Source organism: Methanohalophilus mahii DSM 5219 (genome assembly GCF_000025865.1).
GTDB lineage: Archaea > Halobacteriota > Methanosarcinia > Methanosarcinales > Methanosarcinaceae > Methanohalophilus > Methanohalophilus mahii.
On the sequence record NC_014002.1, the window covers coordinates 1,669,439 to 1,686,984 of the forward strand.

18 protein-coding genes and 1 pseudogene are annotated in these 17,546 nt (G+C 41.9%); 4 read left to right on the forward strand and 15 right to left on the reverse strand.

Annotated features, from left to right (window positions below; all coding sequences use genetic code 11):
* Positions 1-20 precede the first annotated feature (20 nt).
* The 3 genes and pseudogenes from mttB to MMAH_RS08395 all read right to left on the reverse strand — a co-directional run bounded on the left by mttB (position 21) and on the right by MMAH_RS08395 (position 4,527).
* Positions 21-1,511, reverse strand: a pseudogene (gene mttB, locus MMAH_RS08385) ([trimethylamine--corrinoid protein] Co-methyltransferase).
* Positions 1,512-2,189: 678 nt separating this feature from the next.
* The gene (locus MMAH_RS08390) at positions 2,190-3,815 is read right to left on the reverse strand and encodes a methylamine methyltransferase corrinoid protein reductive activase (protein ID WP_013038120.1); all 1,626 of its coding nucleotides are present in this window, start codon (positions 3,813-3,815) and stop codon (positions 2,190-2,192) included.
* Positions 3,816-3,942: 127 nt separating this feature from the next.
* Complete coding sequence (locus MMAH_RS08395; protein WP_013038121.1) at positions 3,943-4,527, reverse strand: hypothetical protein; 585 nt, start codon at positions 4,525-4,527, stop codon at positions 3,943-3,945.
* Between the two features lie 214 nt (positions 4,528-4,741).
* Between MMAH_RS08395 and MMAH_RS08400 the strand changes: the two genes are divergently transcribed.
* On the forward strand, positions 4,742-5,071 hold the full coding sequence (locus MMAH_RS08400) for a DUF6951 family protein (protein WP_013038122.1): 330 nt from the start codon (positions 4,742-4,744) through the stop codon (positions 5,069-5,071).
* Positions 5,072-5,117: 46 nt separating this feature from the next.
* Positions 5,118-5,339, forward strand: coding sequence for a histone family protein (locus tag MMAH_RS08405; RefSeq protein WP_013038123.1), 222 nt, complete (start codon positions 5,118-5,120; stop codon positions 5,337-5,339).
* 2 nt (positions 5,340-5,341) lie between these two features.
* On the opposite strand, the gene MMAH_RS08410 is transcribed toward MMAH_RS08405, so the two are convergent.
* From MMAH_RS08410 to mmcA, 10 genes are all read right to left on the reverse strand, one after another.
* On the reverse strand, positions 5,342-5,848 hold the full coding sequence (locus MMAH_RS08410; RefSeq protein WP_013038124.1) for a COG2426 family protein: 507 nt from the start codon (positions 5,846-5,848) through the stop codon (positions 5,342-5,344).
* Positions 5,849-5,857: 9 nt separating this feature from the next.
* On the reverse strand, positions 5,858-6,814 hold the full coding sequence (locus MMAH_RS08415; protein ID WP_013038125.1) for a replication factor C small subunit: 957 nt from the start codon (positions 6,812-6,814) through the stop codon (positions 5,858-5,860).
* Between the two features lie 101 nt (positions 6,815-6,915).
* A complete protein-coding gene (locus MMAH_RS08420; RefSeq protein WP_013038126.1) occupies positions 6,916-7,257 on the reverse strand; it encodes a DUF4870 domain-containing protein in 342 nt (113 codons plus the stop codon).
* 4 nt (positions 7,258-7,261) lie between these two features.
* Positions 7,262-8,059 carry a Fe-S cluster domain-containing protein gene (locus MMAH_RS08425; protein WP_013038127.1) on the reverse strand — a complete coding sequence of 266 codons (798 nt, stop codon included), beginning with the start codon at positions 8,057-8,059 and terminating at the stop codon, positions 7,262-7,264.
* Positions 8,056-8,649, reverse strand: coding sequence for an Rnf electron transport complex subunit RnfA (gene rnfA, locus MMAH_RS08430; RefSeq protein WP_013038128.1), 594 nt, complete (start codon positions 8,647-8,649; stop codon positions 8,056-8,058). The genes MMAH_RS08425 and rnfA overlap by 4 nt, the downstream gene beginning before the upstream one ends.
* Positions 8,646-9,263, reverse strand: a complete 618-nt coding sequence (gene rnfE / locus MMAH_RS08435) for an Rnf electron transport complex subunit RnfE (protein ID WP_013038129.1) — start codon at positions 9,261-9,263, stop codon at positions 8,646-8,648. Before rnfE ends, rnfA begins: the two co-directional genes overlap by 4 nt.
* A 13-nt stretch (positions 9,264-9,276) precedes the next feature.
* Positions 9,277-9,828, reverse strand: a complete 552-nt coding sequence (rnfG, locus tag MMAH_RS08440; protein WP_013038130.1) for an Rnf electron transport complex subunit RnfG — start codon at positions 9,826-9,828, stop codon at positions 9,277-9,279.
* Positions 9,821-10,744: an Rnf electron transport complex subunit RnfD gene (rnfD, locus tag MMAH_RS08445; RefSeq protein WP_013038131.1), complete on the reverse strand. Its 924-nt coding sequence runs from the start codon at positions 10,742-10,744 to the stop codon at positions 9,821-9,823. Before rnfD ends, rnfG begins: the two co-directional genes overlap by 8 nt.
* Position 10,745: 1 nt before the next feature.
* On the reverse strand, positions 10,746-12,101 hold the full coding sequence (gene rnfC, locus MMAH_RS08450; protein ID WP_013038132.1) for an Rnf electron transport complex subunit RnfC: 1,356 nt from the start codon (positions 12,099-12,101) through the stop codon (positions 10,746-10,748).
* A 14-nt stretch (positions 12,102-12,115) separates the two neighbouring features.
* Complete coding sequence (gene mmcA, locus MMAH_RS08455) at positions 12,116-13,678, reverse strand: methanogenesis multiheme c-type cytochrome (RefSeq protein WP_013038133.1); 1,563 nt, start codon at positions 13,676-13,678, stop codon at positions 12,116-12,118.
* A 254-nt stretch (positions 13,679-13,932) separates the two neighbouring features.
* On the opposite strand from mmcA, the gene MMAH_RS08460 reads away from it, so the two are divergent.
* Positions 13,933-14,955 carry an FAD:protein FMN transferase gene (locus MMAH_RS08460; RefSeq protein ID WP_013038134.1) on the forward strand — a complete coding sequence of 341 codons (1,023 nt, stop codon included), beginning with the start codon at positions 13,933-13,935 and terminating at the stop codon, positions 14,953-14,955.
* Here the strand turns inward: MMAH_RS08460 and thpR are convergent.
* Positions 14,945-15,490: an RNA 2',3'-cyclic phosphodiesterase gene (gene thpR / locus MMAH_RS08465; RefSeq protein ID WP_083774853.1), complete on the reverse strand. Its 546-nt coding sequence runs from the start codon at positions 15,488-15,490 to the stop codon at positions 14,945-14,947. The two genes, MMAH_RS08460 and thpR, sit on opposite strands and share 11 nt — an antisense overlap.
* 134 nt (positions 15,491-15,624) lie before the next feature.
* On the opposite strand from thpR, the gene MMAH_RS08470 reads away from it, so the two are divergent.
* A complete protein-coding gene (locus MMAH_RS08470; RefSeq protein ID WP_013038136.1) occupies positions 15,625-16,494 on the forward strand; it encodes a DNA integrity scanning protein DisA nucleotide-binding domain protein in 870 nt (289 codons plus the stop codon).
* On the opposite strand, the gene MMAH_RS08475 is transcribed toward MMAH_RS08470, so the two are convergent.
* The gene (locus MMAH_RS08475; protein WP_013038137.1) at positions 16,495-17,544 is read right to left on the reverse strand and encodes an mRNA surveillance protein pelota; all 1,050 of its coding nucleotides are present in this window, start codon (positions 17,542-17,544) and stop codon (positions 16,495-16,497) included.
* Positions 17,545-17,546: the final 2 nt, after the last annotated feature.

Sequence of the window (17,546 nt, forward strand, 5' to 3'; positions counted from 1 at the left end):
AAATTTAAATTGAAATTAAATTACATTGCGTTCCTGACATCTTCGTCTGCCCTGTCCATGACAGCCTTCATGTCTTTCATGATGTCAGCATCGATTGGTTTAACTTCATGGTTCTTCATGACGTCAACAACCTTTTCATGAGCAACAGTTGCAATTTCCTTGGAACCTGCTGCTTCCCAGTCTCCGAACATATCCCTATTGATGACTTTTGGATCGGAGACCCTGTCGATGTAGTTCCTGGTCTGCTTGTGTGCAAGGAAGTTCTTTCCTACTCCAACCTTCTGGATGGATTCTACACCAAGGGTCAGTTCGTCAACCGGAATTCCACGCATTGCAGACTTGGTCATCTCTATGATGTCGTTGTCGAATACGAGCTGCTCAAGGGAGAAGGTCATACCGAGTTCAAGCATACCCGCACCATAAAGGGTGTTACATCCTGAAAGCGCTGGAAGCAGGGTTGTCATGGTCTTTTCATGACCTGCCTGGCCATCTGGGACCTTGGCATCAGCCTAGGTACCTGCAACAAAGGAAGGGAGGCCATAGAACTGTGCAAGCTTACCAACTGCCCCACTGATCAAACCGAGTTCTGGTGCACCTACTGGAGCTGTACCTCTCTTCAGGTCGAAGGTTGTGGTAGAACTACCGTAGAGACATTTTGCACCTGGAACTGTGAGCTGTGCAAGGACAATACCTGCGAGAACTTCTGCGTTGTGTGTAACGAGGGTACCTGCACGGAATACAGGGGAAGAACCTCCAGACATTGCCATACTCAGGACGTTCAGTGGAAGGCCAAAGCGTGCACCTTTGATGATGACCTGGCATGCATTTACACTGAGTTCAAGTGGGCTGGTTGGGCAGAGAAGCATGGACATCGTAGGTCTCTTACGTGCCATTTCTTCGTCGCCACCATAGTACGCAACAACCATGTCCCTGTAGTATTCCACACTTTCTTCGACAGGGTCGATGTGGTGGAAGTGCTTTGAGGTATTGGTCATTGGTGTGAATGTTTCGTGGACATCCTGTGCACCCTTACCTGCCCAGTCTCTGGCAGATACTGCGAGGGAGTAGTAGTCAATGTTGTCAGCCCAGTCACAGAGTTTGGCAGTATTTGCGACGTCTTCCTCTACGGAATCGACCGTTTTGTACTTGCCAGGTGCTTCATAGTTGCACATCTTGACACCGGTACCAAAGCAGGTCCAGTTGACCTTACCTTTGTGTGACTGCTTTACATCTTTCTTCTTATCACGTGCATTGAGGTAGAAGCTGGATGGACAGTCACGAAGAGATCTGTTTACAAGGAATTCAGGGATCTTTACGATCTGAGATTTTTCGTCGACGTCACAGCCGGCTTCCTTGAATATCTGTCTTGCTTCAGCATCAGAAACCTGGACACCAGGGTTCTGGAAGACTTCCATTGTTGCGGAATGGATCATCCTTAAATCCTCTTCAGAGAAGAGGTTAAGTTCAACGCCATTCAATGGGCGTGCACCTGGATAATAGTGTTCTTTCATTTTCCTTTCACTCCTATATTTATTCGATATTTCGCGGTTTGGTGGATAAAACCACCAGCACAGGTTTACATCGGACCAGGAGATGGATGGATCCGCATCCCATGCTACTTTTCAGCCAACAAATTATGGGAAGGTAAGCCAACCCTTATTCATTGGCAAACTTACAACCTCCATAACTAAACATAACAAACTTTGCCGAATATCCGTCAAATTTGTAGTGTTGCAAGTTCCATCTCCATTACTAGCTGTCATAATCTGATTTTTAATACGCCCATATATATTTGTCGGTGAAAGGCAGACCAGTGGGTCACCATTAATTATCACAAAAGGGAAAGAATAGCAGATGGTAATCGATTCATGAGATAGAAATTAACTGAAAATCAACTAGATTTGTCATTGGTCCAACAACATCCATATTGAATCATCAATGATAATGGACACCGTTTATATCAAATCAATTTTACGATTGAATTCCATTAAAAAAACAAGGCAATTTGCTCCAAAGCTCCCAATAATACACAAGTATCATTCGACATATTAATTTTGAGTATACAGACAATGTTATTTCTACATATCAGTACAGAGTAACAATCGGAATACAGAAATACAAATGGAAAAAACGGAACTTATAAATAAGAAGAAAAGCGCGCTCCACACGCGCATGCTAAAAAAGAGATATCACGTTGTTTTAATATCTATATCTATATAATGAATTGCGTCCACCGGACAAATTGCAATACAGCGATGACAGGAAGTTCCAAGGCATTTTTCACTATCATAATGCACATATTTCTTACCATTCTCTTCCAGCGCTATAATAGCATCTTCAGGGCATTCCTTCTCACACTTACGACAGAGAATACAATCCGGAGCCTCCTCTTCTATTACGATACCCAGATTGCGCACAACTTCAAGACCTTCTTTGCCTACTTCATCAATATCTTTTATAACCCTTTTTTCAATTACAGGATCATTATAAGGCTCGGGTAATCTTGGAAGACCATACATTTCAAGCATCTGATTGTATGTTTCAATGGGCATTCCCTGTGTCCAGTAGGAAAGTTCACAAACATAGAAGTTCGAAAACGTTTTGCTTTCAGCCATCATCAAATGATCTGCTTTTATCCTGTTGGCTACTTCCTTAACTTCCTCAAGACGACCACCATCAAATACAAGCTCCCTTGCAAGAGAGATCGAAGTATTACCAAATTGCACAATTGATTTGGAGAAGTTTGGACAGGATCCCAGTATTCTGGCTTTTTCCGCATCAATATATGCACCTGTTGCACCGGCCATGTACATATAATCAAGGTCATCATATGCAAGACCTGCTTCAACAAGTAAAGTCAGGTGTGCAGCACGTATCGCACCAATCGCTTTGCCTGCTTCTTCGATATCCCTGTCGTATATTTCCACACCGTCAGCCAGAATTACTTTACCGTTGGGAAGATTTGGAAGCTTCGTGATTACTCCAGTATCCAGAGCAACCGAAATTGCCGCAATTACCCCTGTACCGGTAATTCCCTTTGCAATCAGGTCGCTGGCTTCTTTTATATCACCTGTAGCCGGGTCAATCAGATGGGCTTTGCGGGGAGACATATCCTCGTCCAGAATAGTGATTCTCCAATAATCTCCCTCAGGATTTACATCGGATATCGCACCGGGACTTGCAAGCATGCCACAGGAAATTCCCTGTCCCTCTATTGCAGGACCCGCAGCTGCACTGCCGGTAATAATCTTATCCCCTATTTTCAATGCCATTTCGGCATTTGTACCATAATCCGTTACAAGAGAAGGTTTTTCCTGTTCATAGAAATCGGTCTCAATCATCATTGCCAGTGCATCCGCACCAATCTCATGTTTGATTGCAGGTGGAACTATGATTTCGCAATTTGGAAGGGAGATCACACCCTCAAATATCTCAGAAGCATTGAAAACCCGTGCATCACGCACCACATTTTCAACACCAAGCTTCTTTTGTTTGTTTTTACCTGCATAAGCAAGGTCGCGAAGTTCAATATTCTGGAAAATTGAAAGCTGTATAGGGTTTCCGCATATAGCAATGCGTTGGATATCTGCCGGGTCAACATCAAATCTTTCGATTATTTTCTTTACTGTATCCATCATTATTTCATGTGAAATCTCGGGACCTACCTGAATCGAAAAATCCAGATGGTCCATCACATTTCCACCCGGCAAAGGATGGCGCATTGTAATAGCAGTCTTTAGAACATCCTTCGTATCAAGGTCAATCAATTGTGCCCGAAAGCCACTTGTTCCCAAATCTATAGCAATACCATACATTTTATACACCTCTGTTAATACAGAAAGGAATGCATAGAGAAGATAAAATTCGAAGGTATATAAGGTTTTGTGAAGTAATCACAAAACCACACTGTTACATAATAATTTAATTGACATGGACTGTAAATTAACCGTTGTTCTCAAAATCAAATCCCAGCAGGAATGTACCACTCCCACATTCATTCTTCTCACACATCCTTTCTTTAATATATTCATCAGTAGGAGGGGAAGGGGAAGCCAGAATTGCATCACTAACCCCTTCAACACAGCCGACAGGTTCACATTCTTTGGGTGGAAGGACAACTACAAGCGGTTCTTTACTGCTATTAGCCTCCATAAGGACCCCCTTGTCATAAATGATAATATTGCCTATTACAAGAGAATCTGCACACTTTTCCACTTCTTCAATCCTTTCTGCATCTTCAGTGTCTTCACCTACTTTTTTATCTTTATGTTTTAAGATTACATTTGGACCAGAGGGCCACTCATAGTTCATATCCGTAAGGAAAGACACAAGTACATCCATATCAAGTACTTTTTTCACACCCTGGTTATCACCTCTGCCCAGACCCATTAAAGTCATTTGGTCAGCCTTTTCCTCCATTTTTCTTATGGTTTCCCTGTCCTCTGAAGAAAGCAGCGTTGTAGCCCCTACACCTTTTATATGACCCAGTTTTTCAAGAACCTGTTCAGTTATTTTATTTTTATCCAATTTGTATCCCTCACAAAAGAATGATTAAGTCATTTTAATGAAGTGCTAATAATCTCTTTCTTTTGGATATTTAAGGATGTCGAATTATTGACGCATAAAATCTATAGCTACGAACATAATAATAGTGGTTTTGTGAAGAAGATACACAACTGTTATATAATATCCCCAAACATAATTATCAGATAAAAGCACCAATCTTAACAGGAGTGAGAATATGACAGAAGTTACTGTAAACTCAAGAATCTGTGGTTACAAGCATAAAATTAACGCAGAAAAAGAAGGTAAAAAGATTAATGTCGATATTGACAGTGACTGCAAAAAAATACAGGCAATGTCAAAGATGGAAGTACCAAGAATGGAAATTTTTGACATCCGGGACAACTACATCACCAAAAAGGCACAGGAAGCACACACATGTCCAACCTGTATAGTTCCAAGTGGAGCAATTCATGCCTGCCACCTTGAATCAGGATTCATTTCCAAAACACTGGCAAAAGAATCAGGTAGCATCAGTATCGATTTTGATGAAGAAATTGATGATTGAACAAATAAACACATAAATTATCCACTCGCAGGAGACAAAGAATAGAATGACAATAATACCAGTTGCACCAGTTGGAAGAGTTATCAGAAAAGCAGGTGCAGAGAGAATAAGTGAAAGTGCAAGTGCGGAGCTTGCCATGATACTGGAAGAATACGGCATGAAAATATCAAATGAAGCCATTGCTCTTGCCAGACACGCAGGAAGAAAAACAGTTAAAGAAGAAGATATAAAAATGGCAGTTGATATTGCACGCAAGACACGCGACTAATTTCAAAATAAAAGATCAATAAAACTAATTCCCACCAGTGTGGATATAGTCACTATAAAACCGGCAATCAAGATTCCTCCCAGAATGGCCATGAGAGCGTGCCTGAATTTTATTCCAAAAACAAAAGCTGCTGCACAGCCGGTCCATGCACCCGTAATCGGAAGAGGAATAGCTACAAACATTACCAATGCCATGGTTCCGTATTTTTCAAATCTCTCCGAATGGTTACGGTGGGTGCGTGCAAAAAGCCACCCAAAAAACCTATCTAAGATGTAAAAACGCCTGAGCCGGGATGACACCGGCTCAAGAAACAATAAAAGAGGTACCACAGGAAGCATATTACCAAAAACAGCCAGAAAATATGCTTCCAGAGGAGACATATTGTATAAACCTATAGCAATTGGAATTGCCCCCCTGAGCTCAGCTATCGGCAAAGCAGCCATTATTATAGTAGCAAGCCAGGAAGGAACTGAGCCCAATAAACCGATAAACTGGTCACCAAAAAGCATTAAATAACCTTATTCCTCGCCTTCAATTGAGAGATGAGCAAGTAAAGCATCCAGCTGGATGCGCTCATCAGCCCCTTCAGTAATCCTGAAATCGATCTCACCCAGCACATCAACAATTGAGACAAGTTTCCGGGCAGGTATATCAAGATCAAAGAGAGACCTGTAAACCTGGCCTACAACATCTTCGCCGGATAAACCCCTTGAAACCATTAAATCATCGAGTTTTTTGCGAGATGAAATAAAGTTGCCTCCAAGAGCACTTTCCAAAAGGGCCTTTATTTCTTCAGGGTGAGCCGTAGCAGTAATCCGATAAATACTGTCCGCATGGATACTTGTATCAAACATTGAAGCAGCCTGAACGGCATTTATTGCTTTGCGCATATCCCCTTCTGCAACATATTTGATGGCTTCAATACCATCATCTGCAATATCCAGACCTTCCTTTTCTGCTATATGCCGACAACGCTTGCCTATTGCATCATCGGAAAGAGGACGGAACCTGTAAACCGCACATCTGGATTGTATTGGCTCAATAATCTTGGAAGAATAGTTACATGAAAGAATAAATCTGCAATTGTTCGTATAGCGTTCCATGGTACGCCTCAATGCAGACTGTGCATCAGGCGTGAGAGCATCGGCCTCATCAAGAAAGATTATCTTAAAATCCGCTCCACCGATTGGAGAAGTTTTTGCAAAATTCTTTATTTTGGTCCTGACCACATCAATACCGCGCTCATCCGAGGCATTCAGTTCAGTGAAATTTTCCCGCCAATCATCACCAAAGAGTTCCCTGGCAATTGATACGGCTGTAGCTGTTTTTCCTACACCGGGCGGACCTGAAAAAAGCAAGTGTGGGAGATTATTGGTTTTTATATAGGAGCGCAGTCTTTCAATCGCATCTGATTGTCCCACCACATCTTCAAGCCTGTAAGGCCTGTATTTTTCAATCCATATTTCTTCTTTCATAGCTATCCTCCAAATTCGGCGAGCAAGGGGGAGCAAGAATAAGATTTAATTAGAGTTTAAATTTTCGCAAAACATGACAGGAGATGAAGCCAGAAATGACTTCATCTGTAAATCTTTTCATAAGCAAGTTTTCCTGAAAAAGGAAACCTGAACTTTGCACCCCTCCATGCCATTATGACAAGTACAAGTGTCAGGAAAAGGGACAAAAATCCTCCAATGTCAGCAAGTATCCAGCCTACATATGGAATCCAGGCAATCAGATAGATGCCTATGGAAAGAGGCAAAAACGTTAGTATAGACTGCAATGCATGGAATTGTACAAACCTGTTTTCCCTTTCTATGAGAAGGAAGATAAGACCTGTGATCCAGAAGCCTACATAACAAAGCACAGCTTCAACGTTTTCATCCAAGCCGGTAACTGTTGAATAACCAAGACGACCCATCAAATCACCTCATTTCAATACAGCCCTGTGGGCATTTTTCCACGCACTTACCACAGGATATACATTTTTCCTGATCGATCTCCGCAAGGAATTTGGTTACATGCACTGCATCTACAGGACATGCCTTTTCACAAAGTTTGCAACCAATGCAACCGTTTTCACATACTGCTTTTACAGTCTTTCCTTTGTCATGGGACATGCAGACTACATGTACCTTTTCTGACTGCTTTGCAAATACCAGAATGTCGTTGGGACATGATGCAATACAAATACCACAACTTGTACACAAATTCTTGTTAATTTTGGGCAAACGGTCATCACCAATATGAATAGCATCGAATGGACAAACTCTTACACAGGTGCCCCGCCCCATACATCCGTAGTTACAACCTTTTTCACCTTCAGAAAGCATCATCACGGCTTTACAATCTTCAATACCTTCATAATTGAACCTGTCGATACAATGGATGCCCCCATTGCAACGAACATAAGGGTATTCTGCTTCAGCATCAGAAACTTCCTGGCCCAAAATTCCGCCGATTTCTTTGGCTACATCAAAACCACCTACCGGACATCCGGTAAGTGGGGCATTGTCCTCCACCACATGTTCAGCAAAGTCAGCACATCCGGCATACCCACATGCACCACAGTTTATACCTGGCAAAATTTCAGTTACTTCTTCTACAAGAGGGTTTACATCCACTTTGAATTTCTTGGAAGCAACAATCAACATAATACCAATGGCAAGACCCAAACCTCCCAGAGTTGCCATAGATTGGATGAGAATTGTTGTAAGATTCATATAGGTATCACCTTGAAGTAGTTAATAAACGCCATTGAGAGGAAGGCAGCGATTATAAATGCCTGAGGCAAACCTTTCATTGCAGCAGGGACCGGTACTAAAGAGGTTCTTTCTCTTATACTTGACATCATCACCATTACTATGGTATAACCTATACCTGCCGAAATTCCAAATACAATACTTTCCAGGAAAGAATATTCATTCATTACGTTAAGTAATACTACACCCAATACAGCACAATTTGTAGTTATAAGAGGGAGATAGATACCAAGTGACCTATAAAGGGAAGGTATATTTTTCCTCACAACAAATTCAACAAGCTGTACAAGTGAAGCGATCACCACAATGAAACTGATGAGTCTTAAAAAGGTAAGACCCAATGGATCAAGAATAAACGTATAAATTCCGTAAGAAATTATTGAAGCCATTGTCATGACAAAAATAACGGCCCCTGACATACCTGCAGCACCTTTGGTGTCTTTTGTGACACCAAGGAAGGAACAAAGCCCAAGGAATTGTATAATCAGGAAGTTCTTAATAAAAGCTCCTTCTAAAAAAATGGCAAATAAAGCTTTTTCTACCAATTTCATTCACCTCTTGCAAGTTTTTTTGCGCGTCTGTGATTTATAAGTGCCATTAAAATACCTATTGTAAGGAATGCACCGGGAGGCAAGATCATGTAAGCGGCAGGCTCAACCATTGGCAGTGCAATAAGCATTTGTCCGAAAACAACAATTTGACCGGTTCCCAAAATTTCCCGGGTACCACCTATGAGTACCAATGCAAAAAGGAAACCTGTTGCAATACCAAGTGCATCTACCAAAGAATATGGAACTGTATTCTTATTTGCATAAGCTTCTGCACGCCCGATGATTACACAATTTACAACAATCAAGGGAATAAAAACGCCCAATGCTTCATATAAAGGCGGTGTATATGCCTCCATTACCATTTCGACAATAGATACAAAAGTGGCAATGATCAAAATAAATATAGGCAGCCTTACTGTGGAAGGGATCTGTTTTCTAAGAGCTGAAACCATCAGGTTAGCAGAAATCAAAACAAAAGCAGTCGCTGCAGACATTCCTATTGCATTATCTACGGAAGTAGTTACTGCCAGTGCGGGACACAAGCCCAACACAAGAGCAAATACTGGATTGTCTTTTGTAATTCCACGAATGAACTCGTTGAATGCTTTACTCATAAATATCACCTAATTAAGTTTCATGCTCCTTGATTTCATCAATTTTTGAATTCAATGCATCCACCACAGCATGAGATGAAGTAGTTGCACCGGTAATAGCATCTATTGAACCCCCATCTTGTGAAAGTTGAAGGTTGTCAACAGCTAAGTTGGAAAATTGGTTTTTAAATTTATCCTCCGTGATTTTTGCACCCAACCCCGGTGTTTCAGAATGACCCATTACATCCATACCAGTAATAGTATTAAAGGAAGAATCAATACCACCAGCCAATTCAACTGGTCCATTATAGCCGTTTTCTTCACTAAAGAAAGCATAACCTACCAAATTACCAGAGGAATCAAATGCTTTATAATAAAGAATTTGTTCCCCATTATTGTATACAGGTTCAAAAGATGAAGCAGAAGGCACTACTTCTTTCATAGCTTCTTCTTGTGCTTCTATCTTATTAATTTCAAGTTGTTCCTGTGTGGGCACGTAAGTAAGACCGAGCATTAGAGAAGCAACCAGACAAACCAATACAAGTTTGCCTATAATAATTACAACATCTCTTTTTGATTCAGTCATCAATCTTCACCCCCAGCCTTTCAAAAGGAATTTTATCCATAATTGCCTTATACTTACGTTGGAGGAAGGATTCATCCGCAAAAGAACCTGGCAAGGTGGAATTATCAATAAATGCCGTTACACAATTGGCCAGGAATATACTATAAAAGACTGCAAATATGTAATTTGCATAATGACCATATATTACAGTTAAAATGCCGCAAAGTACACCGTATATAATCCTACCTTTTTTAGTCACCGGTGAAGAAGGAGAATCAGTAGCAAGGAAAAGTACACCAAAAACAAATGCACCTGTGATCACATGCCCCATATTATCCCCTACTAGAAAAGCAAGTATAAGAGTTGTCAGCACATAGAAAGCCGGAATCTTCCATTCTATATACTTCTTTAAAATCAGATATAAACCGCCAATCAAAGCAATCGGTGATACACCAATAAGTAATCCTGCCCCATTCTCAAGGAATATGTCGGAAATACCTCCCAGTTCAGGGAAGGACACGGGATACATATAGGATGAATAAGCCAAAATTAGGAAAACCCAGGCAACCAGCACAGGATTGAATATATAGGAGCCAATTCCGCCAAAAGCATGTTTTCCAATGGCCACTGCAAAAAAGGAACCCACAACAGGAATCCATATTGGTGCTTCAGCCGGCAACATAAGAGCGAGCATCAATCCAATGAGAACAGCCTGTCCATCCATTATCGTAATTTTTTTATTGAATACTTTCTCAATCACCAGTTCAGTAATTACTGCCATACCAATCCCGGCAAAGATTATAGCAAGTGCATATAGTCCGAAAAAATAAACCGAGACAAGACTTACAGGCAAAAGAGCCAGAACTTTCATCCATGTTATTTTTTTGAACGTTGTATCTTGTTTGATATGAGGAGGGGGCGATATTGTAAAAGTCATGTTATTCACTTCCGCATGAACATCCTAATTTAATATTTGATGATTCCTTTTCAGAAAAATCTTCATCGGCTCTTGCAATTGCTTCCTTGGAGTACTGGATGAGTTGCATTACATGAATCTTACTGGGACAAACAGAAGAACATCTTCCGCATTCTATGCAGTTCTCTATATGCATCTGTCTACACTCATCAAAACGACCCTGATTGGAAAGAGCTGCTATCCTGTTTGGAATAAGATCCACAGGGCACACATCCACACAACGGGCACAATGTATACAATCCTTTGAGATATCCTTTAGTACTTCATCTTTGTCCTGAACTATAATGGAGGTGGTCATTTTAGTAACCGGGACTTCTTCATCATACTGTGCCACTCCTGTGATTACGCCATTTGAAATCAGTTTCGCAGGTTCACCACGATAATCACCACAAGCTTCGATAACATCCTTAAAAGATGTACCTATTTTTACCAGAAGACGCTGAGGATTATTCACCTGACCGGAAACAGTAACCACCGTTTCTATATAAGGCATGCCGGTATTGACCAGGTCATTTAGTGCTTTGGCGGATTTCACTCCACATATGGCAACCCCCACACTGGCCGGAGTGCAACGGAAAGGTACTTTCCTGCCTGTAACATTATAAGTGAAATATTCAAAAATATTTTTGCCGTATATCTTGTCCTGTGAAACTACGATAATATCAGTATCCTGGTCATTGAAATAATAACCAACCCTTCTCTTACCGATAAGAGGTGCCACCATTATAGTTTTTCCCTCATAATCCAGGCCATCAAAGGCATCGATGGAATCCTCATCATCATTTCTCAGAACAATGGCCCCCCGACTGGCACCAGCGGCTTTCATCAACAAACGTAGTGAATCAAGCATCTCTGATGCATATTCCAGGGGAGTTTCATAGTTATGGCCGACCCATTCAGATGCGGTGGCATTGATCAGGACTGTATCGATATCACAATCCGGAGGATTCAAGACCAGGTGGGTAGGAGTACCATAGTTTTCCACGATCCCTGCCTCTTTGATAACCGAGATTAATTGCTCCCTACCGGAGTCTTTGAAGGGAGTGAAATCTTCACATTCTGTTTCTTCTACTGGCTGGATAACTACACTGTTTATCCTGTTACCGGATGGATGTGAACTTTCTTCAACTGAAACCACTTCTCCACAGACGCTGGAATGGATTGCAGCACATCTATCAGAAGGACATTCACCAATCTTCTGGCCAACCTTAACAACTTCCCCTTTACTTACAAGTGGTTCACAAACGTCTCCATTGTGCTGCTTAAGAGGGATAACCATTTTATCAGGGATTGTTTCCATAATATTAATTTCTGCCATTTGATACCAACTCCTTAGAATGCAGGATCCCTTTCTACTTCAGGGGGCTTTGCCCCAGGTACTTCAATTTCTATGGTCTCTGCGGAGAAGTTGGTCGGAGGATCGGTTTCTGCAGGATCACTGTCATATCCAAGGGATGCCCAGTCAATTACAGGCTGCTCTTCATGACAGGTCAGACAATCCGGCCTTTCCTCAAAGTGGACTTGTTGAAGAGTTTCTGAAGCAGATACCCCATGACAATCATCACACATAAGAGGATCTGCCATTCCAGTTTCAGAACCTGCAATGTTGTGTCCCAGCTTATAGTGAAGATCAACCTGTCTCAGGACTGCATCTGGATAATCTGGTGTACCGTCATTGTCACCATCATAGGTCTGCATTTCCTCAGAAGTTACTGTTCCATCATCGTTAGAATCAGCTGCTTTTACTTCAGATATCGGAATCGGATCACCCATTGAAGCACTGGTATTCGGATTGGCAAGGACATCTGAATCCTGGCCTGCATCCCACCAGCTGCCTGTTACCACATTGAAAGCAGCTAGTTTTACACCACTGTCATTCTTACGGTCAGGTAAATCAAGCTCGCCTTCAGAGACACCATTTGACCAGGCAAGTTGTGGAGCAAAGTCTTCCATCCTGTGAGAATCCTCACGTTCGCCTGAAGACCAGTTAAAAGACTTAAGTGGAGTTCCTCCGGGTAATTCGCCCCCGGGTAGGGCCGGAATATGACAGGATTGACATTCCATAAATTCCAGGTGTGCATCCGTAATCGGGCCATGGGAGATGCCCTCATGACAATCTGCATCCTCACAGCTCTTCATGCTAGCCAATTCACCATGTACAGATTCCTCTTCAGGGGTTTCGGATCCATGAACTTCACTTCCGGCAATGTTGTGTTCTTCTGTAGTGTGACATTCAACACAATTTACATCAGCATGTACATCATATTTATGATAATCTTCTGAAGCCCACATTACAGCAGTGGTCGGGACATCCATTTCATGGCAGCTGTCTATGCAGGAGGTTTTGGTCGGGGCTGCATTCACAGCATCATGGAAAGCTATGAGTATTGGCAGAGGTGTTAGCACATCAAGAGTATAGGTGGCTACATGGAGCGGATCCTGCTGGACAACAGGAATAGCATCTTCCAAAGCAGCATCATTGGCCGCGGAGAAATTACCTGATTCAAAGGCCATCGCCCTCTTTTCAGCATCGTACAAACCATATTGTTCATGGCAGCTCATACAATCGATATCAACGCTGTATTCTTCCAGTTCACCCCCACCCGGATGATAGCGACCGTATTCTTTCACCCACTGTTCTTCTCCCTGGACATCAACATTATAATTGGTTAAAGGTTGCCACTGGGCGATGTCCCTCTGTACATGAGAGGATTCGGCAACTTCTTCATACACACCCATATGACAGCCTCCACAACTTGAGTCCGTCCATTCACCATCTGTCATATAGTGCTGTGCAAGAAGATCGTTTCCACTGTATCCCAAATACAGGTTTATCCCTGCTAATACAAGGACGATAAATGAAACCGCAACGAGACTTGCTTTCAAACTTGCCATAAATATCACACATTGTAATTTTGCAACTTCATAAAATATTGGTCATAATACCAATCGAGCCATTAAGGCAACAATATATTCCTTCTATATAACCTGCTTTCACATTAGATATCCGCCATTGTGGCGAGTATGCAACCATAAAGCAGATATGATGACATAATCATGATTCGTTATTATTAAAGCAGAACTGACCAATTGAATATATTTATAGATTTCGAATTAAGTTTAAAATAAAACACCTCATTTCCCTTCGCATGAACCCGAAATACCTGGTGATTCTTGCATTGATAATCATTATGGTTGTTGGATTTGCATATGTGCAATCCCCCTCCGAAGACAATTCTGAAGAATACCACACATATAGCCAGGCAAGAATGCTGATGGATACAGATGTCACAATAACTGTTGTGGATAACAATGAAACACATGCATACAACAGCATAGAAGATGCTTTCATGAACATGGAAAAGGCATCCAATCTGCTTGATTCCTATAATAACAGCAGTGAAATCCACATTCTCAACGAGCACAAGGAAACCGAGAATGCCAGTGATGATCTAATACACGTAATTGAAAGAGGAATTTACTATTCACAGATCAGTGACGGGGCATTTGACATAACTGTAAAACCTGTACTGGACCTGTGGGCAAGCAAATTCGGACCCGATCAACCCAACGTCCCCCCTACAGAAAAAGAAATAAACAACACACTTTCCCTTGTAAATTCCTCGAATATTACCATAGAAGACAACACAATAATTATTGAAAAGAATATGGGAATCACTCTTGAAGGAATAGCCAAGGGATATGTCGTAGACAGGGCAATAATGAGCCTGCAGGAAAATGGAATTGAAAACGGATTTGTAAATGCTGGTGGAGACGGACGATATATGGGGGAAAAATCTGATGGACAGGAATGGTCTATTGGGCTTCAGGACCCGGATAAAAAAGCAGAACCGATAACCATAATAAATGCCCGCAATATCGCTGTTGCGACCAGCGGCAATTACGAACGCTACTACAACAAATCCGCCAGCGCATCACACATCGCAGATCCTCGTACAGGCTATCCGGTTTCACACCTGATCAGTGCAACTATAATAGCTCCTACAGCCATGGAGGCAGATGCACTTGCAACTACCGTTTTTGTAATGGAAGAAGAAAAGGGACTCGAAATGATAGAAAAACTGGAAGGAGTGGAATGCCTCCTTATAAACAGTGAGAAAGAAATTACCAGGTCAAGCGGGTTTGCTAAATACGAACAACTTAAAGATTGAACTGCCGGAGGGTTTCATATACAGGGCCTTCTGGCGTCAATATACTTTTTTTTAGCCTGAAGTTATCGACCGTAAATTTTCCGAATTCGACATTCTCCATCTCCTCAACCATACTGGCAAATTGCTCCATATTGGAGCGGGGAATATGTTTTATTCGTGCAATAGTTGCATGAGCGGTAAATTCACGTTTATCGGGTTCAAAGCCTTCTTTTTCAAGGTAGTATTCAACCTGCTTATGCAAAGGGTCAAAATCGCCTTCCATACCTAACCATAATACACGCGGTCTTCTGACATTGGGAAAAACTCCCGTCCCTTTTATAAGGCATGTGAAAGGTTCACAGGAAATATTTTCAAGAGATTGCCCCACATCCGCAATTTTGTCTTCATCAACATCTCCCAGGAATTTCAAGGTAACATGGACAATTTCCGCAGGGACCATTTTCATCTTTCCCAAATCCCTGAAACTTTCCTGTACCTCTTTTACTATCTGCGCAAAATCCACGGGGAACTCCACAGCAACAAATGTTCTTACCAAACCAAATCACCATATTGAAATTAATGGTATTCTTTAATAGAATAACGACACAGAATAATAAACCTTATTTTATTATGCAGACAAAAATTAATACTAGCAAAAATATAATCTAAATAAAAGAAAACGGGGATGAAATGGACACTGCTGACATACTTGTAAAATCCGCACTTGAAACTGCAACACAGATTAAGGCTTCTGCAATAATTGTATCAGGAAATGTTGACAGGAATTTATTTGGTTGTGACCTGCCCGTCTACTTTGCTGCAAACCCATCGAGAAGTGCCGTTGAAAGCCTGATACCTCTCGACGAAGAAGAAGGAAGGTTAAAACAAATTGTCAACCAGATCCAGAGAGATGCCGCGGTTTCCATAGAAGATGTAGAAAATGCAGCAGCTATTGAGCAGGCAATAGGGGATATTAAAAAAGGAAAGGTTGTAGGACTGGTAGTTACAGATGATTCAGGTGCTGTAATCGTCCATAATATTTCAGGGAATCCACTATTAAAAGCGCTGGAAAAATTTGAACAGAGAGTCTCCCCTGAAATAATAAGAGCAGTTCTTAAAATTGCTCTGGAAATTGCTTCCACAGGCAGGGAAGGCAGTCCTGTAGGTACAGCTTTTATAATCGGTGATCTTGAAGAAGTGATGCAGCGCTCCCACCAGATGATCCTCAACCCTTATTCAGGCCATCCTGAAGATGAAAGGAACATCTTAAAGAAAAATAATCGGGAATCGATTAAAGAATTTGCTCTGCTTGATGGTGTATTTATAATATCTAAAGAAGGAGTAGTGCATGCCGCAGGTCGTTACCTGGATGTTGATGCAAAGGACATAGGGATAAATAAGGGACTGGGAGGCAGACATGTATCAGCAGCTGCGATCACCCGGGATACCGTGGCGGTTGCAATAACTGTTTCAGAAAGTGGCGGAACAGTACGGATGTTCATGGATGGCAAGGAAATGGCCTCTATAGAGTGTAACGACAGGGCCATCCGTAAACACTGATCACACCTTAAATCTCAGGAGTGCGGCAATTCCACCAAGAGCTTCCAGTTTTTGCCCGGGTTCAAATTCGGTACTGAAAACCACAAGCTTTCCCTGAGAATACTCCACATTCCTAATGAAAGCGTCAATTCCTCCACCTTCGCCTTTCTCCCGTTCATGCAGCAGGAATTCATCAGAAATGAGAAGCGTTTCAATCGAACCGTAATTGTTGGCCCGCTTAACTTCCTCCACCCCATAGACAACTTTGCCATCCATAGCTATTTCCTTTAGCAGGGACTCCATGAGAGATGCTTCCCGGGCTATACGTGATTGCTCCATAATCCTATCAACCGCACCCCTGCGCAGCACTTCCTGGAAACCAGATGTGCCTATCGAAGAAGTGTCCTCCACGATAATACCTCCCGCAAGCTCAGGGTCATTTGATTCAACATATTTGAGAAAATCATCCTTGGTAAAGCCGGGCCCTGCAACCACGACAGACTGAGAATCTGAAACCACATATTTAAGCTTGTCAAGAATCTCATTGAAAAAGACCTCTCTTAAAGTGCCTTCTCCTTTACCCGAAGACTGGCATATATGGGCATAGGATTCCACACCATAGTGGCGCACAAGCCCGATGTCGGCATCCCCTTCCTCGACTGCAACAATTATTACGCCCGGTTTTTTGGAAGATGCCTCTGCCTCATTGATCCTTTCAATCTGGTCTTTTTTCCAGCGCTTTATTATGGAAATATCAACCCCGTCCTCGACATTCAGGGTATGATAAGAACCGGCATCCATTCCGTGCTCAATGGGACCATGGATCCTGAGACGGTTGGAAAACTTATGGAATTCCAGATTTTCGACCCTGATACCAAGCCGCACAGTCTTCTTCTCGATTTTTTCAGGGCGTATCTTATCGTTTGCAGAATCGGATTTGCGTTTGGTCAAGGCAAATATAAGATCACCTTTCTCAATTATGTACTTAAGATGCCAGAGGTCATCCAGGGTCTCCGGTACTACGGTGATCTCCCCTTCATTTCCTTTCAGGTTTTTTTTGGTAACTCTCATAC